General features: G+C 70.1%; 22 protein-coding genes. 11 read left to right on the top strand and 11 right to left on the bottom strand.

Annotation, left to right across the window (positions count from 1 at the left end; all coding sequences use genetic code 11):
* Window positions 1-22 precede the first annotated feature (22 nt).
* Window positions 23-793 (top strand): DeoR/GlpR family DNA-binding transcription regulator, encoded by a 771-nt coding sequence (locus tag MRBLWH11_RS04005; protein ID WP_341947793.1) that lies wholly within the window; start codon window positions 23-25, stop codon window positions 791-793.
* Here the strand turns inward: MRBLWH11_RS04005 and MRBLWH11_RS04000 are convergent.
* Window positions 764-2089, bottom strand: a complete 1326-nt coding sequence (locus MRBLWH11_RS04000; RefSeq protein ID WP_341946794.1) for an ATP-binding protein — start codon at window positions 2087-2089, stop codon at window positions 764-766. The two genes, MRBLWH11_RS04005 and MRBLWH11_RS04000, sit on opposite strands and share 30 nt — an antisense overlap.
* Window positions 2090-2094: 5 nt before the next feature.
* Entirely contained in the window at window positions 2095-2760 is a 666-nt protein-coding gene (locus MRBLWH11_RS03995; protein WP_341946793.1) for a response regulator transcription factor, read from the bottom strand.
* A 137-nt stretch (window positions 2761-2897) separates the two neighbouring features.
* Here MRBLWH11_RS03995 and MRBLWH11_RS03990 point away from each other — a divergent pair, with 137 nt between their 5' ends.
* Genes MRBLWH11_RS03990 through MRBLWH11_RS03975 form a run of 4 tightly spaced genes read left to right on the top strand, consistent with a single transcriptional unit; the run spans window position 2898 to window position 6626 of the window.
* A complete protein-coding gene (locus MRBLWH11_RS03990; RefSeq protein WP_341946792.1) occupies window positions 2898-3665 on the top strand; it encodes a hypothetical protein in 768 nt (255 codons plus the stop codon).
* Window positions 3662-4714: a peptidoglycan-binding protein gene (locus MRBLWH11_RS03985; protein ID WP_341946791.1), complete on the top strand. Its 1053-nt coding sequence runs from the start codon at window positions 3662-3664 to the stop codon at window positions 4712-4714. The genes MRBLWH11_RS03990 and MRBLWH11_RS03985 overlap by 4 nt, the downstream gene beginning before the upstream one ends.
* Complete coding sequence (locus MRBLWH11_RS03980) at window positions 4711-5421, top strand: ABC transporter ATP-binding protein (RefSeq protein WP_341946790.1); 711 nt, start codon at window positions 4711-4713, stop codon at window positions 5419-5421. The genes MRBLWH11_RS03985 and MRBLWH11_RS03980 overlap by 4 nt, the downstream gene beginning before the upstream one ends.
* A complete protein-coding gene (locus tag MRBLWH11_RS03975; protein ID WP_341946789.1) occupies window positions 5418-6626 on the top strand; it encodes an ABC transporter permease in 1209 nt (402 codons plus the stop codon). Before MRBLWH11_RS03980 ends, MRBLWH11_RS03975 begins: the two co-directional genes overlap by 4 nt.
* A 226-nt stretch (window positions 6627-6852) precedes the next feature.
* Here MRBLWH11_RS03975 and MRBLWH11_RS03970 read toward each other — a convergent pair whose 3' ends face one another.
* The 4 genes from MRBLWH11_RS03970 to MRBLWH11_RS03955 are packed head-to-tail and all read right to left on the bottom strand — an operon-like array spanning window position 6853 to window position 9129.
* A complete protein-coding gene (locus MRBLWH11_RS03970) occupies window positions 6853-7620 on the bottom strand; it encodes an ABC transporter permease (protein WP_116636220.1) in 768 nt (255 codons plus the stop codon).
* Window positions 7617-8414: an ATP-binding cassette domain-containing protein gene (locus tag MRBLWH11_RS03965; protein WP_116636219.1), complete on the bottom strand. Its 798-nt coding sequence runs from the start codon at window positions 8412-8414 to the stop codon at window positions 7617-7619. Before MRBLWH11_RS03965 ends, MRBLWH11_RS03970 begins: the two co-directional genes overlap by 4 nt.
* Before the next feature lie 2 nt (window positions 8415-8416).
* Window positions 8417-8782 carry a DUF1048 domain-containing protein gene (locus MRBLWH11_RS03960; protein WP_341946788.1) on the bottom strand — a complete coding sequence of 122 codons (366 nt, stop codon included), beginning with the start codon at window positions 8780-8782 and terminating at the stop codon, window positions 8417-8419.
* Window positions 8783-8784: 2 nt separating this feature from the next.
* The gene (locus MRBLWH11_RS03955) at window positions 8785-9129 is read right to left on the bottom strand and encodes a PadR family transcriptional regulator (protein WP_116636217.1); all 345 of its coding nucleotides are present in this window, start codon (window positions 9127-9129) and stop codon (window positions 8785-8787) included.
* Between the two features lie 173 nt (window positions 9130-9302).
* Here MRBLWH11_RS03955 and MRBLWH11_RS03950 point away from each other — a divergent pair, with 173 nt between their 5' ends.
* Together MRBLWH11_RS03950 and MRBLWH11_RS03945 are read left to right on the top strand one after the other, a co-directional pair.
* A complete protein-coding gene (locus tag MRBLWH11_RS03950; protein ID WP_341946787.1) occupies window positions 9303-9752 on the top strand; it encodes a putative immunity protein in 450 nt (149 codons plus the stop codon).
* Window positions 9753-9785: 33 nt separating this feature from the next.
* Window positions 9786-10751, top strand: a complete 966-nt coding sequence (locus MRBLWH11_RS03945; protein ID WP_341946786.1) for an acetylxylan esterase — start codon at window positions 9786-9788, stop codon at window positions 10749-10751.
* Window positions 10752-10758: 7 nt separating this feature from the next.
* Here MRBLWH11_RS03945 and MRBLWH11_RS03940 read toward each other — a convergent pair whose 3' ends face one another.
* The 3 genes from MRBLWH11_RS03940 to MRBLWH11_RS03930 are packed head-to-tail and all read right to left on the bottom strand — an operon-like array spanning window position 10759 to window position 13057.
* Window positions 10759-11151 carry a VOC family protein gene (locus MRBLWH11_RS03940; RefSeq protein ID WP_341946785.1) on the bottom strand — a complete coding sequence of 131 codons (393 nt, stop codon included), beginning with the start codon at window positions 11149-11151 and terminating at the stop codon, window positions 10759-10761.
* Window positions 11152-11195: 44 nt separating this feature from the next.
* Window positions 11196-11834 carry a response regulator transcription factor gene (locus MRBLWH11_RS03935; protein ID WP_341946784.1) on the bottom strand — a complete coding sequence of 213 codons (639 nt, stop codon included), beginning with the start codon at window positions 11832-11834 and terminating at the stop codon, window positions 11196-11198.
* A complete protein-coding gene (locus MRBLWH11_RS03930; RefSeq protein WP_341946783.1) occupies window positions 11822-13057 on the bottom strand; it encodes a sensor histidine kinase in 1236 nt (411 codons plus the stop codon). Before MRBLWH11_RS03930 ends, MRBLWH11_RS03935 begins: the two co-directional genes overlap by 13 nt.
* A 108-nt stretch (window positions 13058-13165) precedes the next feature.
* Between MRBLWH11_RS03930 and MRBLWH11_RS03925 the strand changes: the two genes are divergently transcribed.
* From MRBLWH11_RS03925 to MRBLWH11_RS03915, 3 genes are all read left to right on the top strand, one after another.
* Window positions 13166-13933 carry an ABC transporter ATP-binding protein gene (locus tag MRBLWH11_RS03925; protein ID WP_341946782.1) on the top strand — a complete coding sequence of 256 codons (768 nt, stop codon included), beginning with the start codon at window positions 13166-13168 and terminating at the stop codon, window positions 13931-13933.
* Entirely contained in the window at window positions 13933-16443 is a 2511-nt protein-coding gene (locus tag MRBLWH11_RS03920; protein WP_341946781.1) for an FtsX-like permease family protein, read from the top strand. The genes MRBLWH11_RS03925 and MRBLWH11_RS03920 overlap by 1 nt, the downstream gene beginning before the upstream one ends.
* A gap of 69 nt (window positions 16444-16512) precedes the next feature.
* Window positions 16513-16989: a cytochrome C5 gene (locus MRBLWH11_RS03915; protein ID WP_116636211.1), complete on the top strand. Its 477-nt coding sequence runs from the start codon at window positions 16513-16515 to the stop codon at window positions 16987-16989.
* A 74-nt stretch (window positions 16990-17063) separates the two neighbouring features.
* On the opposite strand, the gene MRBLWH11_RS03910 is transcribed toward MRBLWH11_RS03915, so the two are convergent.
* Together MRBLWH11_RS03910 and MRBLWH11_RS03905 are read right to left on the bottom strand one after the other, a co-directional pair.
* Complete coding sequence (locus tag MRBLWH11_RS03910; RefSeq protein WP_341946780.1) at window positions 17064-18101, bottom strand: HEAT repeat domain-containing protein; 1038 nt, start codon at window positions 18099-18101, stop codon at window positions 17064-17066.
* Entirely contained in the window at window positions 18098-18772 is a 675-nt protein-coding gene (locus tag MRBLWH11_RS03905; protein WP_341946778.1) for a HEAT repeat domain-containing protein, read from the bottom strand. The genes MRBLWH11_RS03910 and MRBLWH11_RS03905 overlap by 4 nt, the downstream gene beginning before the upstream one ends.
* A gap of 140 nt (window positions 18773-18912) precedes the next feature.
* Here MRBLWH11_RS03905 and MRBLWH11_RS03900 point away from each other — a divergent pair, with 140 nt between their 5' ends.
* On the top strand, window positions 18913-19485 hold the full coding sequence (locus tag MRBLWH11_RS03900; protein WP_341946777.1) for a dihydrofolate reductase family protein: 573 nt from the start codon (window positions 18913-18915) through the stop codon (window positions 19483-19485).
* Window positions 19486-19494: the final 9 nt, after the last annotated feature.

Genomic DNA, 19494 nt, shown 5'->3' with positions numbered 1-19494 from the left:
TTTTCCACACACGGCTCCCGCGATGCTTCCTGCTGAGAGACGGACGAAGGTCGCGGATCTCGTGCGCTCGGCGGGCGTCGTCAGCACGGAGGCGCTCGCATCGGAACTCGACGTCTCTTCGGAGACGATCCGCCGTGATCTCCTCGTCCTGGAAGAGCAAGGTGTGCTGCAGAAGGTCCATGGTGGGGCGACGATCGCTGGATCGTCGGTCGCCGTCTCCGAACCCCCCTTCGACGTGCGCAGCGAGGAGGAGCTCCAACGCAAGCAGCGGATCGCCTCGCTCGCTGCCGGATTGATCCCCTCGGGCAGCCTGGCCTTCATCGATGTCGGCACGACTGCGCTTCTCGCAGCCAAAGCCCTCCCGCATGCCCTCGCGGCAACGATCGTGACCGCATCTCTGCGTGTCGCGGTCGAACTGTCGGACCGGCCGGGCCTCGACGTGCTCGTCACCGGCGGGCGGCTGCGAAAGGGCGAGTTGGCGCTGTCCGGGATGCTCGCGACGGCGACTCTGGCTGAGATGCACTTCGATGTGGCGCTCCTGGGCTCGGGCGGACTGCACTCCGAAGCGGGGCTCACCGACTACTACTACGACGAGGCCCAGGCGCGGCGCGCGATCATCGCCAGGAGCGCGCGCTCCTACATCCTCTGCGACGGCACGAAATTCGAGAAGATCGCTCAGTACCGGGTGGCAGGGCTCGCCGACTTCACCGGTGTCGTCGTCGACGAGGCGCCAGACGAGCCGCTGGCGAAAGCCCTTCAGCAGTCAGGCGCGCAGATCATCTCGTCGTCCTGAGCGCGCATCCGACCTGCCCAGCACCGATGGTCGCACCGGAAGCCGCAGCGTCGCCACCAGCCCACCGCCCCTCCGTGCGACCAGACGCAGGTCTCCGCCGTGGCTCGTCGCCACGCTCTGCACGATGGCGAGTCCCAGGCCGGTGCCGTCGGGGCCCGCCGACGTGCGACTCTCGTCGCCACGATAGAACGGCTCGGTGAGCAGGGCGAGAGTCTCCGCCGGGATCCGTCTCCCCGTGTTCTCCACTTCGATGACGGCGTGCTCGCCTTCGCGACGGCAGCGCACCCACAGGTCTCCGCCGGGCACGTTGTGTCGGATGCCGTTCTCGAGCAGGTTGCGCACAGCCCTGGCCGCCAGCATCCCGTCGCCCTCGATGTCGACTCCGTCGATGCGGGTATGCAGCGTCACGTCGTGCGGATCGAGCTCCTCGACCTCTTCCTCGACGACCTCGTCGAGCGCCACGGGCTCGACGTGCTCGAGACCCGTGCGCGATCGGGCCAGTGCGAGCAGCGCGGTGATGAGACGCTCGCTCTGCTCGGTGGCACGCAGCGCCCGCCGCATGTTCGGCTCGAGGTCGACGGGGACGCTTCCCTGCTCGAGCGGGATCTCCAGCGCGGTGCGGGTCGTCGTGAGGGGCGTGCGCAGCTCGTGCGAGGCATTCGCGACGAATCGATCCTGGGCGGCGAAGGCCGACTGCAGGCGGTCGAGCATGCCGTCGATCGTGTCGCCCAGCTCCTTGATCTCGTCGTCGGGACCCGGCAGGTCGAGGCGACGGCCGAGATCGCGTTCCGAGATGTCGCGGGCGGTCGCGGTGACCTCGCCGATGCGATCGAGCGAGCGGCGGGCGAGCCAGAACGCGATGGCAGCGGCGACGCCGGTGAACGCGACGAGCACCACCACCGACCACAGCAGCAGTCCTCCGCCGACCTCGTCGGCCAGGAACGTGGACTGCTGCAGCACGGCGATGCCGACGGTGTCCACGGACACCGTGTCCATCGGCGCGGCCATCTGGAACTCGGCGGTGTCGGTGAAGGAGGTGCACCCGGTGCCGGAGGTCCCTGTCAGGAGCGTGCCGTCCGTGAGAGGTGCGACCTCGGTGAAATCCGTCCCCTCGGGCGCGGTCGTCCCCTCCGCGACGTTCACCAGCCCGGAGACCGGAACGCAGCTCGCGGCCGTCACGGAGATGGCGGAGGCGAACAGCTGCTGCACCACCAGGTACTGCACCGTGAGCAGGGCTGCGCCGACCGCGATGAACGCGCACGCGATGATGATCACCAGTCGCCTGTGGAAGCTCATCCGTCTCATGCCGTCCCCATCCGGTAGCCATGGCCGGCCGCGGACTGGATCACCGCGGGCGCCCCGAGTTTGCGGCGCAGGGTGTGCACCACGATCTTGACCACGCCGCGGGTGCGCTCCAGCGGCTCGTCCCAGACCTCGTCGAGCAGGTCGTCCGAGCTCACGAAGCCTCCTTCTGCGGCGAGGAGCGCTTCGAGCACCCCGAATTCCTTCAGGGTGAGTCGCACCGGTACGCCGTTGCGCTCGACGACGCGTCGCACCGTGTCGAGACGGATGCCTGAGAACTCGAGCACCGTGTTCAGCCGGCCGGACATCACACGGCGGCCGAGCGCGCGGATGCGCGCGAGCAGCTCGACATAGGCGAACGGCTTCGCGAGGTAGTCGTCGGCGCCGAGATCGAGGCCGGTGACCCGGTCGCTGAGCGTACCGGCTGCCGTGAGCATCAGGATGCGGGCCGGATACTGCTGCGCGACGAGCGTGCGGCATACGGCGTCACCGCTGAGCACCGGCAGGTCCCGGTCGAGCACGATCACGTCGACGTCGGATCCCGCCGCGACCGCGAGCGCGCTCGAGCCGTCGCGCGCGACGTCGACGTGGTATCCCTCGCGCCGCAGGCCGTCGGCCAGCGTGTCGGCCAGATCGGCCTCGTCCTCGACCAGCAGCAGACGCATGGAACCTCCTGCATCCGAGGATGCGCGGTCCGAGGTTAGTTTCCGGTTAGGCGCCGTCATACCGACAGCAAACCACCGCCTCCATAGAACTGACTGCAGAGTCGCAGACGACCTGCGACCGGATGAAGGGGAATGTCATGTTCGATGTGAAGATCCGCCGTTCCTTGGCGGTGGTGCCGGCGATCCTCGCTGTGGCCGTGCTCGCCGCATGCTCTGCGCCGTCCGCAGACGACAGAGCGAAGGACGACGCGGCGAACGACGCGGCCGCGACTCGGTTCGTGACCTGCCTCACGGGAGAGGGTCAGACCGCGAAGATCGTCGACGGCGGACAGGTGGGCGTGCTCATGCCGGATGCTCCGGGAGAGGGCGAGCTAGGAACGCTGAGCGGCGGCGGCTCGGTATCGCTCGACGGCGGTGACGGCGAGGACATGCCGATGACGATGATCTTCTCGGACGACGAGGGCACCTGGCTCGCGTCGACCTCCGCTGCCGGGTACCCGGAGGAGGGCGGCCAGCGCGCCGCCTGGGAGAAGTGCGAGGAAGAGGTCCCTGAGTTCGAGCAGCCCGAGCCCGACATCTCCGGCGAAGGAGCGGAGACGAAGATGATCTCGTCCGAGGAGATCATCGAGGCGGGGCTCGCCTTCGCCGCCTGCGCCAGAGAGAACGGGTTCACCGACTTCGCTGACCCCGATGCCGACGGCATGCTCGAGCTGCCGGTCGGCATCACGGAGGACGAGGCCCGCACACTCCTCGAGGCGTGCGCGGATGCCGTGGGCGACATGCCGCCCATGTTCACGCCGAAGAGCGTCGAGTCGGCCGACTTCGACTGGTTCGCCCTGATCGGCGAGTACTTCGAGGGCGCCTTCTCCGCGGCGACCGTGCTGCCTTCCGGCGGCGACGAATGAGCCGTCGACTGACCCGGGTGCTCGTGCCCGTCGGCGTGCTGCTCATCGCGGCCGCCGTGACGCTGGCGGTGCTGCAGCCGTGGAGCTCGGTCGCCGAGGCGCCGGACGTGAAGAAGCCGGTGACGGTCGACGCCGAGCTCACCACGCTGACCTCCGATCTCCGGATCAACGGGAACCTCAGCTACGGGGCATCCATCGCCCTTCCGGGTCGCGGCGGCACCATCACACGTCTGCCCGGCGCCGGCGACGTGATCGGTGTGGGCGAGGCCCTCTACGAAGTCGACGGCAAGCCTGTGATCGCGATGCGCGGCGACCGGCCGTTCTGGCGCGACCTGGGTATCGGGGTCGAGAACGGTCCCGACGTCCGACAGCTGGAGCAGGCGCTCGCCGACCTCGGCTTCGGCGAGGACATGACGGTGGACGACGAGTTCACCGCGGTCACGGAGGCGAACGTCAAGGCGTGGCAGAAGGCTCTCGGGGTGACGAAGGACGGCGTCGTGAAGCTGGGCGACGTCGTCGCGATCGCCGCGGCATCCGTTCGCGTCGAATCGGTCAAGGCGCAGCTGGGTGATTCGGCGAGTGCCAGTCCGCTGACCTACACGAGCACCGCGCTGCGGGTCGTCGCGAAGCTCACCGATGGGCAGGCGCGCGAGATCCTGCCGGCGACGCCCGTGATCGTGGTCCTGCCCGACGGCACCGAGGTTCCGGCCACGGTGACCGCGGTCGATCCGGGTGGTCAGCCCACGGAGAAGGAGGGCGAGACCACCCCCGCCACCGCGAACATCGAGTTCGCCGACCCCGCCGTCGCGGAGGGCATCGGACTGCGCGCGGTCAAGGTCGTCTTCGCGGCGTCGGAGGTGAAGGACGCCCTCGTCGTGCCGGTCACCGCCCTCGTGGCGACGACGGACGGCGGCTACGCGGTGGACGTGCTGCGCAAGAACGGCGAGGTCGAGCGGGTGTCGGTGGAAGTCGGCCTCATCGCCGACACCCGGGTGCAGGTCGTCGGCGGAGACCTCGCCGCAGGCGACGCGGTGGTGGTGGCGCAGTGAACCCCGGAACCGTGGTGGAGCTCGTCGATGTGGTCAAGGAGTATCCCGGCAGCCCGCCGCTGCGAGTGCTGCACGGCATGAGTCTCGCCATCGAGCGTGGCGAGCTGGTGGCCGTCGTCGGAGCATCCGGATCGGGGAAGAGCACGATGCTCTCGATCATGGGTACGCTCGACGACCCCACGAGCGGCACGGTGCTCATCGACGGGACGGATGCCGCGGCGCTCGCCGAGCGCGATCGTGCGGTGCTGCGCGCTCGCCGCATCGGCTTCGTCTTCCAGCAGTTCTTCCTGCTGCCGGCACTCAGCGCGATCGACAACGTCGCGCTCGGTCTCCTGTACTCGGGCGTCCCCGTCGCAGAGCGCGCCGTCCGCGCGGCGGCGGCTCTGGAGCGCGTGGGCCTCGGCGCCCGCATGACGCACCGACCAGGGCAGCTCTCCGGTGGGGAGCAGCAGCGGGTCGCCATCGCGAGAGCGATCGTCGGGGAGCCGTCGGTGCTGTTCGCCGATGAGCCGACGGGGGCGCTCGACTCGACGACGGGGGAGCGCATCCTCGAACTGCTCACCTCGATCGCCGGATCGGGCACTGCCGTCGTGATCATCACGCATGACGCTCACATCGCCGAGCGTGCCGAGCGACAAGTGAGCATCCACGACGGCCGCATCGTCAGCGACACCGGTCCCCGCGAGCGGGAAGAGGTCGCGGCATGAAGCGCCGGGGTGAGCGGATGCCGCGGCTCAGCATCGGCGACAGCATCCGGACCGCGCTGATCGGACCGCGCAGTCGCAAGATGCGCACCGCGCTGTCGGCGCTCGGGGTCGCGGTCGGGATCGCGGCGCTCACCGCCATCACCGGCATCGCCGCGTCGAATCAGGCCCAGCTCCTGGCGGAGCTCGATGAGCTCGGTGCGAACATGATCATGGTCCAGCCCGGATACGGGCCGGACAGCAAGCCGGTGGCGCTGCCCGACACCGCGGCCGGGATGATCGAGCGTGTGAAGGGGGTCGAGCAGGTCGGCGTGCTCGAGAAGGTGCCGGACGGCACCGGCGTGTACCGCAACGACCTCATGCCGAAGAGTCAGGGCAACGGCTTGACCGCGTACGCGGCGAGCCCGGAGTTCCTGTCGTCGGTCGAGGGCTCGGTCGCGAAGGGAAGCTGGTTCGACGAGACGGATCGCTCGCTGCCGGTGACCGTGCTCGGTGCCGCCGCCGCGGCGCGGATGGGCATCACGGAGACAGGCGTGCGCGTCTGGATCGGGGAGCGGTGGTACACCGTGATCGGCATCCTCGACTCCGCCGGCCTTGCCGAGTCGATCGATGCGAGCGCGTTCCTCGGCGACCGCTGGGCCGCCGAGCACGTGTCGGCGAAGGGTGACGACACCATCGCCTCGATCTACGTGCGCATGGCCGACGGCGGCACGGGCGAGAAGGTCCGCGAGGCGATCGCTCGAGCCGCGAACCCCGGCTCGCCGTACGTGCAGGTGACCGGGCTCGGCGACCTGGCCGGAGCGCGGGAGACCGCGGACGACTCACTCTCGGGTCTCGCCGTGGGTCTCGCCGCCATCGCCCTGCTCGTCGGCGGCATCGGCATCGCCAACACCATGGTCGTCGCCGTGCTGGAGCGACGTGGGGAGATCGGGCTCCGGCGCGCGCTCGGTGCCCGCCCCGGTCAGATCGCCGGCCAGTTCGTGGCCGAGGCCATCGTGCTCGGAGGGCTGGGAGGCATCGCCGGAGTGGTGTGCGGGGCGCTCGCAGTGGTCGCATACGCCGCGATCCAGGGGCAGTCGGCGACGATTCCCGTGCTGGTTCTCGTGGGGGGACCGATGGTGGCGCTCGCGGTCGGCGTGATCGCGGGTCTCTACCCCGCGGTCAGCGCGGCGCGGTTGTCGCCGACGACCGCGCTGCGGACGGTCTGAGGGACAGGGAGGATGCAGCCGCGTCGAGTGCAGCATCCCTCAGCCCACCCGTTGCGGAGGAGATCACGCGGAACGAAGGGCGAATCCTCGTGAAAGCTCCTTCATTCCGCGAGATCTCCTCCGTTCCGCGCGGCCGCAGCGCCCCGCGCGCCGCACCCCGAGCGCAGCGAAACGCCCCGGCCGGGGTATGAACCCCGGACGGAGCGTTCCGTCCCGCTCGAAGAGGTCAACTGACCTTCTTCCGGTAGGAGATGATCGCGAACACGTAGGCGACCACGAGGATGCCGACGCACCAGGCGAGAGCGACCCAGATGTCGTTCCCGACGGGCTTCTCGGCGAACAGCGCCTGGATGGTGTTGACGATCGAGGTGACCGGCTGGTTGTCGGCGAACCACTGCACCGGACCCGGCATCGTGTCGGTGGGCACGAAGGCCGAGCTGATGAACGGCAGGAAGATCAGCGGGTACGAGAACGCACTCGCACCGTCGACCGTCTTGGCGTTCAGGCCCGCGATGATCGCCAGCCAGGTGAGGGCCAGCGTGAACAGCATGAGGATGCCGATCACGGCGAGCCATGCGAGCGGGCTCGCCCCGGTGCGGAAGCCCATCAGGAAGCCGACGCCGAAGATGATCGCCAGGGTGATCGCGTTGGCGGTGAGTGACGTGAGCACGTGCGCCCAGAGCACGCTCGATCGGGCGATCGGCATGGAGTGGAACCGCTCGAAGATGCCGCTCTGCATGTCGGTGAACAGCCGGAACGCCGTGTAGGCGATACCGGAGGCGATCGCGATGAGCAGGATGCCGGGGAGCAGGTAGTTCACGTAGTTCTCGGCGCCGGTGCTCGTCTTCAGAGCGCCGCCGAAGACGTACACGAACAGGAGCATCAGCGCGATCGGGGTGACCGCCGTGGTGATGATCGTGTCGGGACTGCGGAAGATGTGCCGCATGGAGCGGCCGGTGAGCGTCGCGGTGTCCGCCGCGAAGTGCGTGGTCATGCTGCGTGTCCTTTCTGAACCTGGGTGCCTGAGCCTGTCGAAGGCGACGGGCCGATGAGGGTGAGGAAGATCTCCTCGAGGGTGGGCTGCTTCTCGACGTACTCGACCTTGGCGGCCGGGAGCAGCTTCTTCAGCTCGGCGAGGGTGCCATTGGCGATGATGCGGCCCTCGTGCAGGATCGCGATGCGGTCGGCCAGCTGCTCCGCCTCGTCGAGATACTGCGTGGTGAGCAGCACGGTGGTTCCGGTGTTCGCGAGTTCCTTGACCACGTCCCACACCTCGATGCGGGCTTCGGGGTCGAGGCCCGTGGTCGGCTCGTCGAGGTAGATGACCTCGGGGTGTCCGACCAGGCTCATCGCGATGTCGAGCCGGCGGCGCATGCCGCCCGAGTAGGTGCCGACCTTGCGTCCACCGGCATCCGTCAGACGGAATTTCGCCAGCAGATCGTCGGCGACCTTCCCGGCGTCGGCGAGGTGGCGCAGCTTCGCGACCAGCACGAGGTTCTCGCGTCCGGTGAGGATCTCATCGACCGCGGCGAACTGCCCGGTGAGGCTGATCCTCTCGCGGACGCCGAGCGGATCGGTCGCGACATCGACGCCCTGCACGGATGCCGTGCCGGCATCCGCCTTCAGCAGGGTCGAGAGGATGCGCACCATGGTGGTCTTGCCGGCGCCGTTCGAGCCGAGCAGGGCGAAGATGCTGCCCTTCTCGACCTCGAAGTCGACGCCGCGCAGCACATGCAGGTCCTTGTAGGACTTCTGCACGCCCTTCACGCTGATGGCTGCGGTGCTCATGATCAGTTCTCCTTCTTCTTCGCGTCGTCGAACGCCTTGATGAGGCGCGCGCGCTCCTTGTCGATCCACTGCCGTCCGCCGTACGCGGCGGCGTAGTTCTCTGCGAACTCGACCGGGTCGTCGCCGACGATGGCGCTGACCGGGGTGCCGTCGATCGCGGCGCGCTCCCACAGATCCGCGATGTCGAGGAACATCTGCACGATGATGTTGCCGTCGGTGACGCCGCCGTAGTACATGTTGTAGCGCTGCTGGGCCTTCGCCATCTCGCGGTACGGCTCCGGGAGGGCGTTGATGCGGGCCTGCGCCTGCTTGTACTGCTTCTTCTCCTCGAGCGATCCGGTGAGTGCTTCGATCCACTTCGCGGCCATGATCAGTTCTCCTTGTTCTCGGTGTTGTTCGTGTTCAGCTGTTCGATGTGCTTCTTGAGGAAGCTCCAGGTGTTCCAGAAGTCCTCGAGTTCCTGCGTGCCGGCGGCGTTGAGGCTGTACACCTTGCGCGGCGGGCCCTTCTCGCTCGGGACCTTCTCGACGTCGACGAGACTCTTCTGCTCGATCCGCACCAGCAGTGCGTAGATCGTGCCCTCGGCGATGTCGGTGAACCCGTGTTCGCGCACTCGCGCGGTGATCTCGTACCCGTAAGCCGGCTGCTCGGCCAGGAGGGCCAGGACGATGCCCTCCAGAGTGCCCTTGAGCATCTCGGTCATCTGCTTGCCCATCAGGTCCTCCTTTCGTTTCTGTCGGTACTCAGTGTTGCTGGGTACCGGTACAAAGTAACACTGAGTACCGGTACTTAGCAACACCGAATACTGAAATCTTTTCGGGGGAGGTCCTGCGACGTTCCGGCGACCGGGATCCGGCGGGCGTCGGAGGTTCCTGACACGATCATCGGGTGAGTGACGATCAGAAGGAGAAGTGGGCGAACCCTGAACTGCCGGTTCATCACGCGATCGCGGAGTGGGCTGCCGCCTGCGCCGAGCGCGCGCTGCCGATCTTCGACGAGCTGCGTCCTGGTGACGACAGGCCGCGCGCCGCGATCGCCACCCTGCGCGCCTGGATGCGCGGCGAGATCCCGATGACGGAGTGCCGCACGGCCGCCTTCGCCGCGCACGCTGCGGCACGGGAGGCGGCGGATGCCCCGGCAGCCGTCGCTGCCGCACGCGCCGCCGGACAGGCGGTCGCCGTGGCCCACATGTTCGATCACTCGCCGCACGCCGCGACCTACGCGGCCAAGGCTGTCGGACTCCACCGCGGCGACGCGGGCCGGGCTGCTGAACGCGACTGGCAGTGGGAGAGGCTGGCACCGGAGCTGCGCACGATCGGCTTCCCGCGGGGACGATGATCCCCCGCCTCGTCATCGGCTAACCTGTCGCCGATGGCTCTCACCGATCTCCCCCTGGACCAGCTCCGCTCCTTCCGGCCCGACGTGGCCGAGCCCGCGGACTTCGACGACTTCTGGGCGCGCACGCTCGCCGAATCACGGGCACTCGCGACCGCGCCCGTGGTCCAGCCTGTCGCGTCCCCGATCACGCAGCTGATCGTGGAGGATCTGACGTTCAGCGGATTCGGCGGCGAGCCGATCCGCGCGTGGATCACCCGTCCGCAGGCGGAGGGGCCGTTGCCGACCGTCGTCGAGTACATCGGGTACAACGGCGGTCGCGGCATCCCCGGCGAGCGGCTGCAGTGGGCGGCCGCCGGCTACGTGCACGTGCTGATGGACACCCGCGGCCAGGGCAGCGGGTGGGGTTCAGGCGGCGACACCCCCGACCCGCACGGGTCGGAGGGATCGATCCCCGGCTTCATGACCCGCGGCATCCAGCATCCCGAGACGTACTTCTACCGTCGCGTGTTCACCGACGCGGTGCTGCTGATCGACGCCGTGAAGCAGCTGGATGCCGTCGACGCCGGCCGCATCAGCGTGACCGGCGGCAGCCAGGGCGGCGGCATCAGCCTCGCGGCCGCAGCCCTGCACCCCGACGTCTCGGCGGCGATGCCGGATGTGCCCTTCCTCTGCCACTTCCGGCGGTCGGTGCAGCTCACGCCCGAGCTCCCCTTCACCGAGATCGGCCGCTATCTCGCCGTGCACCGCGCGCGGGCCGATGACGTCTTCGAGACGCTGTCGTACTTCGACGGTGTGAACTTCGCCCGCCGCATCACGGCGCCGGTGCTGTTCTCCGTCGCCCTGATGGATGCCGTCGTGCTGCCGTCGAGCGTGTTCGCGGCGTTCAACCACTGCGGCTCTGCGGATGCCGAGATCGCCGTCTACGAGTTCAACGGCCACGAGGGCGGGCAGATCGTGCAGTGGCACCGGCAGACCGCGTGGCTCGCGGACCGGCTCTGACTCCGCGTCAGTCGGCGAGCACCGAGAGCACGTTCCCCGCGGGGTCCGTGAACCAGGCGATGTCCGGGCCCTTGCCCGGGGCGCCGTGCGAGATGCCCTTCGCATCGGTGCCGAGGTCGGGGTCGGTGTAGATCTTCGTCACGACGCCCTTCGCATTGAGCTCGTCGACGGCGGCCTCGACGTCGTCGACCGGGAAGTTCAGGATCGTGTAGCTCGCCGGCGTGTGGTCGGGCTTGCCGTAGACGAGGATCGACCCGCCCTGCGGCAGGGCGATGTCGAGGAAGCCCATGGCGTTGTCGGTGACGTCCATGCCGAGCGTGTCGCGGTAGAAGGAGCGAGCCGCGTCGATGTCGTCGACGCTGAACCCGCTGAACGCGTGTGTGGTCTGGAAGGCGGTCATGGTCTCAGCATGCGCTCGTCCGGGCGACGTGTCCAGAGGCCCGCTCAGTCGCGGAGGTAGGCGAGCACCGCGAGCACCCGGCGGTGCCCGCTGTCGCTCGTCGCGAGCCCGAGCTTGGCGAAGATGTTGCCGATGTGCTTGCTCACCGCGGTCTCCGTCACGAAGAGCCGTGCGGCGATCGTGGCGTTGTCGAGGCCTTCCGCCATGAGGCCGAGCACCTCGCGCTCGCGCGGCGTGAGCGACTGCACCGGGTCGTCGGCCCGACGCCTGCTCATGAGCTGCGAGATGACCTCGGGGTCCATGACGGTGCCGCCCGCTGCCACACGGTGGAGGGCGTCGATGAACGAGGCGACCTTGCCGACGCGCTCCTTGAGGAGGTACCCGAGCCCGTCGGCGCCCGCGGCGAGCAGCTCCCCGGCGTAGCGGTCCTCGACGTAGGCGGACAGCACCAGCACGGGGAAGCCGGGGCGACGCGCCCGTGCCTCCGCCGCGGCCTTCAGGCCCTCGCTCGTGTACGTCGGCGGCATCCGCACATCGACGACCGCGGCATCCGCATCGTCGAGCCGGAGCAGGAAGTCGTCGGCGTTGTCGACCGCGGCGACGACGTCGAAGCCCTCGCTGCGCAGCAGCAGCGCGAGCCCCTCCCTCAGCAGGGTGTCGTCTTCGGCGATCACGATCCGCATGGCAGCTCCGCTCTCAGGGTGGTGGGTCCGCCGACCGGGCTGGTCAGCTCCGTCGTGCCCTCGAAGGCCTCGACGCGGCGTCGGATGCCGGCGAGCCCCCCGCCCGGACGCTCCACGGCACCGCCCGCTCCGTCGTCCTCGACGGTGATGATCAGGCGTTCTCCCTCGCGGCTCACCTGCACGGTCGCGCGCGCCGCGTCGCTGTACTTGTTCACGTTCGTGAGGGCCTCGGCGACGACGAAGTAGCTGGCGGACTCGACCGCGGCCGGCACGCGCCCGACCTCGGCGGCCTCGATCGTGCAGGGCACGGCGCTGCGGCCGGCGAGCGAGGCCAGCGCCCCCTCCAGGCCGAGTTCGTCGAGGATCGGCGGATAGATGTCGTGCACCGTGCGGCGCAGGCCGGCGAGCGCGTCGGTCGCGGCATCCTGCGCCCGACGGAGCGGTTCGAGCACGCCGCTCGGATCGGTCTCGAGCGCGCGCTCCGCGATACCGAGCATCATCACGACGTTCACGAGACGGTTCTGCGCGCCGTCGTGCAGGTCGCGTTCGATGCGGCGGAGCTCTGCGCCGTGGGCGTCGAGGGCGGCGGCGCGGCTGAGCGTCAGAGCATCCACGCGCGCCGCGAGACGGGACTTCTCGGGCGTCGCCAGCAGCCGCGCCGACGTCCAGGACAGCAGGCGTGCGACGGCGGGGATGAGCCACCAGGAGATCAGCGCGTAGGCGACGGCGACCAGCGGCATCGTGGCCGCGAGCTCCCAGGAAGTGACCGGATAGGGGGATCCGACCGGGTCATCGGCCGGCGCGAACTGCCAGTAGTACGTCACGGCGAGCGTGTTGACCGCGGCCAGCGGAAGCGTGACCGTGATCACCGACACCCACATCACCGGCAGGGCGTGCACCGCGAGCCACAGCGCGTCGCGCCCGGTCGCCCGCGAGAACGCGAAGCGCAGCCGGTCGTCGATCGTGGCCCCCGGCGGGAGCGCGCGCGAGATCGGGGGCAGATCCACCCCGCGGAAGGAGCCGATGCGCCGGCGGTTGCGGTCGCTCCACGCATGCAGCACGCGCACGGCCTGCGGCAGGATCAGCACGCCACCGGTGATGATCATCAGCGGCAGCAGCACCAGCCCGACGCAGAACAGCACGAGGGAGACGACGGATGCCGCGAACTCGACCGCCAGGAACCGCCAGTCCCGCAGCCAGCGCCGCATCCGTCCGTCCTTCACTCTGCAAGTCTGCCGGAGAGCGGATGCCGGCGCGGTATAGCCAGCACCACCATCGTTCCGGTGGACAGCGGGATGGGACCGCGCCGCCGCTGTTCGTAGCGTCGAAGCATGACCTCCACATCACTCGCATCCGCCGTCGACGCTCGTCCGGCCGAGGCGCTGCGCCTGCAATCCGTCGTCAAGACCTACGGCGCCGGTGTCGGCGCGGTGTCGGCGCTCCGCGGCGTCGATCTCGTCCTGGCGAAGGGCTCGTTCACCGCGATCATGGGCCCGTCCGGCTCGGGCAAGAGCACGCTGCTGCACAGCGCGGCCGGCCTCGACAAGCCCACCAGCGGCACCGTGCGGCTCGGCGGCACCGAGATCTCGGGTCTGCGCCCCGCGCAGCTCACGGCGTTCCGTCGCGACCACGTCGGCTTCGTCTTCCAGGCGTACAACCTGCTCCCCGCCCTGAACGTCGAGGAGAACATCACGCTCCCGCTGCGGCTGTCCGGTCGCCGGCTCGACCCGGGGTGGCTCGACTTCCTGCTCGACGCGGTCGGGCTCCGCGATCGGCGGCTGCGTCGTCCGGCCGAGCTCTCCGGCGGCCAGCAGCAGCGCGTCGCGATCGCCCGCGCGCTGATCACCCGCCCCTACGTGGTCTTCGGCGACGAGCCGACGGGAGCGCTGGACTCCCGGTCCGGCAAGCAGGTGCTCGACCTGCTCGCGCACACGGCGAAGGAGCTCGACCAGACCGTCGTCGTCGTGACGCACGACCCGGTCGTGGCCTCGCACGCCGACCGCGTGATCTTCCTCGCGGACGGCTCGTTCGCCGGGCACCTCGATGGGGCGAGCCCCGCGCAGATCACCGATCGCATGAGCTCGCTCGGGGAGTGGTGATGACCGGTCAGCGTCTGAGCTTCGGCGGCCTCGTGCGCGCCGATCTGCGCCACAACCGCGCCAGCTTCGCCGGGGTGGCGGTGGCGATCTTCGTCGCGAGCATCCTGGTCACGGGGCTCGGCGTGCTCGTCGAATCCGGCATCCGCGGTGGGCTCGCCCCCGAGCGCTACACCCAGGTCGACGTGGTCGTCGGCTCCTCGCAGTACGTCGACGTCCCGGAAGACATGCCGCTCCCGCTCCGCGAGCGCGCTCCGCTTCCCACGGATGCCGCGCAGGAGATCGCCGCGATCGACGGTGTCGAGAGCGTCGTCTCCGACGTCACGGTCCCGCTCACCGCGGGTGAGGATGCGGCACCCGTCGAGGCGCACTCCTGGGCCTCGACGACCCTGACCGGGTTCGTCCTGCGCGAAGGCAGGGAGCCGGCCTCCGCCGACGAGGTCGTCGTCACGGCCGTCACCGGCGAGGCCGTGGGCGACGCCGTGACCCTCTCGCACGGCGGCGTCACGGCCGAGTACCGGGTCGTCGGCGTCGTCGACGGTCCGGTCGTGCCCGAGCGCGCGAGCCACGTCTTCCTCACCGAGGAGCGCATCGGCCAGCTCGACCCGCACGGCGGCGCCGCGCAGGTGCTGGGAGTGTTCACCGCTCCCGGCGAGGCCGACCGCGCCGCCGCCGCGATCCGCGAGGCGCTCCCCGGCGTCGCCGCGCAGACAGGAGACGGCCGAGGCGACATCGAGTTCCTCGACTCCGGGGCCGCACGGTCGACGCTCATCGCGATCGGCAGCGCCTTCGTCGGCACATGCATCCTCGTGGCGATGTTCATCGTCGCCGGCACGCTCTCGCTCTCGGTGCAGTCGCGCCGTCGGGATTACGCCCTGCTCCGCGCGGTCGGCGCGAGCTCGAAGCAGGTCCATGCACTGGTCGCCCGCGAGGTGCTGTCCGTCGCAGTGATCGCCGCGCTCGCGGGTATCGCTCCCGGCTACCTGCTCTCGACCGTGCTGCAGGGAGCCTTCGTGTCGGGCGGCGTGATCCCCGGCGACTTCGCTCTGGCGATCGGTCCGATCCCCGCGGTCGGCGCCGTGCTGCTCGTGCTCGGCGCCGCGTGGGGTGCGGCGCGCATCGCGGCTCGGCGACCCGCGAAGCTCGACCCGATCGAGGCGCTGCGGGAATCGGCCACGGGCCCCGCGGCGAGCGGACTGCCGCGGATCATCACCGGCATCGTGTTCGCGACCGCCGGGATCTCCGTGTCGACCGTGCCGCTGGTCGTGCGCGGCGAATACGCGGCCGGCGCCTCGGCGGGAGCGGCGATGATGCTGATCGTCGCGCTCGCGCTGCTGGGGCCGTGGCTGGTGTCGCTCAGTGTGCGCCTGATCGGCTCCGTGCTGCGGCGGCTGTCCGCGGCCGGGTTCCTGGCGGCGGCGAACGCGGCGGCGAACAGCCGTCGGCTCGCCAGCGCGATCCTCCCGATCGCCCTGGGCATCGGCCTGGGGCTGGTGCAGATCGGCGCCCCCGCGGTCATCGCGAGCGAGGCCGCCGCGCAGGCGCAGGCCGGTGTCACGGCCGACCTCCGCGTCACGGCATCCGCGGGCCTCAGCCCGGCATCCATCGAGATGATCAGCTCGATCCCCGGGGTGTCGGGCGCCTCCGGGATCGCGATCAGCAGTGCGATCATCGATTCCCTCGACTTCGAGGGCAAGGTGCAGCGCGGGGAGCACGTGCTCCAGGGCGTCGACCCGGCGTCGGTCGACACGGCACTCGACCTGCAGGTGCAGGAGGGCACGCTGGGTGGGCTCGACGACGGATCGACCGTGGCGGTGAGCACGGATGCTGTGCAGACCCTCGGCGTCGGGATCGGCGACACGGTCACCGGCCGCTTCGGCGACGGGATGCCGCTCGAGGCGACTGTCGTGGCGATCTACGAGCGCGGTCTGGGCTTCGGCGACCTCACGATGGATGTCGAAGCGGTGCGCGAGCACACCACGACCGGGCTGGACGCCTTCGCCCTCGTGGCCGTCGACGACGGCGCTCTCGACCAGGTGCGCGCGGCTCTCGTCGACGCGGGGCTGCTGACGGCCGATGCGCGCGGGCAGAAGGCCGCGGGTGCCGACGCGCAGTCCCAGCAGGGCTGGGTGAATCTCGTGGCGCTGATCGTGATCCTGGGGTACATCGCGATCGCCGTCATCAACACGCTCGTCATGGCCACAGGGGAGCGGTCGCGCGAGCTCGCGCTGCTGCAGCTGATCGGCTCCTCGCGGCGACAGGTGCGGGCGATGATGCGCGTCGAGGCGATGATGGTCGCGACCATCGCCGTCGTCTTCGGAGTGCTGGTGGCCGTGCCGCCGCTGATCGGGATGAGCATCGGGATCTCCGGTCAGCCGATCCCGGCGCTGCCGGTGCTCCCGTCGCTGGCGATCATCGGGTCGATGGGCGCGCTCGCGCTGCTGTCGCTCTGGGTGGCGACGATCGCCGCGATGCGAACGCGGCCGATCGAGGAGATCGGCTCGCGGCAGTAGCCGGATCCCGGATCGCGCGTCTCCGCATCCGGCCGCCCGCACGGCGGCCGGATGCGAAAGACTGGTCTCATGACCTCCCCGCTTCTCGACAACCTCCTCGCCCGTATCGTCGACAGTGGACTGCTCGATGAACCGGTCGCCGAGAACGGCCTCATCTACGGGCGTGCGAGCATCGACGCCGCCGGCACCGTCGTGACGGTCAACGTCGACCCCGAGCTCGACGACGATGACGACGCGCTCGACGGCGAGGAGCTCGTCGCCGCCCTCGCCCGCATCCTGTCCGTGAACGAGACCCGCTGGCGGGCCGTGATCGACGAGGTCGCCGACGACATCGACGAGGCGGTCGACGACGAGCCGGTGATCGAGCAGGTCGACCTGCGCGACGACCTCGAGGCGACCTCGGTCGTCGTCTTCGCGGATGCCGTGCTGCTCGCCTTCGATGCGCCGAAGCAGTTCCCCGACTCGCGGATCCTGGTGCAGCTCGACGACGAGCTCGAGATCGCCAACATCGAGGTCAGGGATCGGGACGGCTCCGCCCCGCAGTGAGGCGGCCGCGCGCACCCGGGCCGCGCATACCCGCACGGGTGCGCTCGGCCCGGGTGCGGGCAGCCGCGGTGCGCTCAGCCGGGCGCGGGTCGCCCGGCGCGGGTCGCGCGCTGTGACGGCGCGGCGTGCAGCAGTGCCCTCGCCGTCAGGGCGACCGACGGCTCCAGATCCTCCGCGAGTTCGCGGAGCGCGGTGAACGCGCCGTCGCCGGGGAGGGATCCGAGTGCGCCGGCGAGGCGACGTCGAACCGCCGGGTCGTCGGATGCCGCGGCGGCCGCCAGGGCATGTGCGATCCGGGGCGCGAGGTCGTCCGACGCCGCCAGGCCCTCGAGGACCTCGAGGGCCTCGATGTCCCCGGTGCCGAGGACGATCAGCTCGACGATCGCGTCGATGGACTCGGCGTCGCCCGAGCGCCCGCGGGCCAGGTGCGCGCGGGCGCGGAGGAGCGGATCGTGGTGCTCGGCGAGGCCGGTCAGCACCTGCAGAGCGGCAGGGGAGCCGATCTTCTCGAGCGCCCGGAGGGCCCGATGTCGCCGGTCGTCGTCCGGTGAGTCGAGAGCGACCGTGAGCAGAGGGATCGCCGTGTCGCCCGCGCGTGCCACGGCCCAGGCCATAGCGCCGGCGGCGTTGGGATCCTGTTCGCGGAGAACGGCTTCGACCAGCACGCCGACATCGCGCCCGTCACCGTCCGGCAGGGAGAGCGCGTGTCGCTGGCGGGTGGACGCATCCTGCGCCTCGAAGCCTCGCATGAGCCCGATCGTGCGCATCACGTCGGGCCAGGCCTCGGGTTCCGACGCGTGCACCTGCTCCAGCCGGGAGACCAGTTCCTGCGCCCGGGCGAGGCGGTCGCGCGAGCGCTCGAGGAGCCGATCGATCATGCCGCGCGTGGTGAAGTGCTCGTCGGTGAGGGCCGCCGGTATCTCGGCGAGACCCAGCCCCAGCGACCGCAGACCCTCCACCCGGAAGAGGCGCTGCACGTCGGCATCCGAGTAGCGGCGGTACCCGGCGGCCGTGCGCTCCGTCGGCGAGACGAGCCCGATGCGGTCGTAGTGGCGCAGCATCCGTGCACTGATGCCGGTCTGCTGCGCCACCTCGCCGATCAGCATGCTCATTCCTCGGTCCGCGGCGCCGCGCGCAGTGCGACGATGCGCTGGGCCTCGGCGACGGCGGCGTCGAAGCCGTCGTCGGGATTCTCCATCACGTGCGCGGTCGCGATCGCGTGGATGCGCACCTCCGGTGCGGGGTACGTCGCCGCCTTCTCGACCGCTGCCGCCGCCGGCGCGCCGAGCACCGCGAAGGCCCGACTCAGACTGCGCTGCAGGTCGCGGTCGCCGCGGGCGAACTGCGTGGAGAGGACCTCGGCGAGCCGCTCCTTCTCGTCGTCGGGGGCGAGACCGGCGGCCGTGCGCCACGCGGCTCGCGCGACCTCGGTGTCGTCGTCGGTGAGTAGCGTCGTCGTGATCGCCGGCCAGGCGCGCGGGTCGCCGATCTTCGACAGCGAGTGCAGCGCCTGACTGCGCGCCTGTGCCGTGGTCGAGTCGAGCTCGGGCAGCAGGAGCTCGACGGTGACCTGACGATCGTGACGGGTCAGCGCCCACGTGAGCGTCTCCCGCACGGAGAAGTCCGGTTCCGTGCGGCACTGCGCGATGAGCACGGGCACGTAGGCGGTGCGCGGGTGCGTGCCGGCCGTCATCGCCGCCTGCAGGCGCGTCGATGCGGACTCGGCCGTCAGGGCAGCGCTGAGCTGCCCCACCGCAGCGGATTCGCGGTCGTCGTCGGTCATGGGACCACCTCCATCAGCCATCTCACACCTTGTCACGGTGTCAAGGTCAAGTCCTTCGGATGCGGGATGTCGATTTCGGCGGTCTCCGTTCGACGTCATGATGAGAGGGTCGAACGGCGACCCCGACCAGGAGGAAGAGCATGACCCGCGAACTCGTCTACACCGGATTCATCACCGCTGACGGCATCGTCGACTCCCCCGGCGGCGCGGTCGAAGGTCACCCGAACGGCGGGTGGGTGTTCCGCACACCGTTCGACGCCGACGCCTACTCGCTGAAGGGCGAGGAGCTGGCCGACACCACGGCGCTGCTGTTCGGGCGCCGCAGCTACGAGGCCTTCGCACCGTTCTGGCGGGACTCAGAGGACCACGCCGCGTATCGGGATCTGCCCAAGTACGTGGTGTCGACCACGCTCGCCGAAGAGGATCTGGTCGACGGCTGGGGTGAGACGAGCATCCTCCGTTCGACCGACGAGGTCGCGAGGCTGCGTGACGGCGAAGGAGGAGGCATCTTCATCCACGGCAGCGCCGAGCTCGCCCTGCGCCTCGCCGAGGCCGACCTCATCGACCGCTACAACCTGCTGGTGTTCCCCGTGCTGCTGGGTTCCGGCAAGACGATCTTCCCGTCCGGCCCGCGCGGCCAGGAGCTCTCGCTCCGTGAGTCCGCCGCGTACGCGAACGGAGTCGTGAAGGTCGTCTACGACGTGACGCACTGACGGATGCCG

The sequence above is a fragment of the Microbacterium sp. LWH11-1.2 genome, from assembly GCF_038397745.1.
Classification (GTDB): domain Bacteria; phylum Actinomycetota; class Actinomycetes; order Actinomycetales; family Microbacteriaceae; genus Microbacterium.
This window is presented reverse-complemented; position numbering and strand designations above follow the sequence as displayed.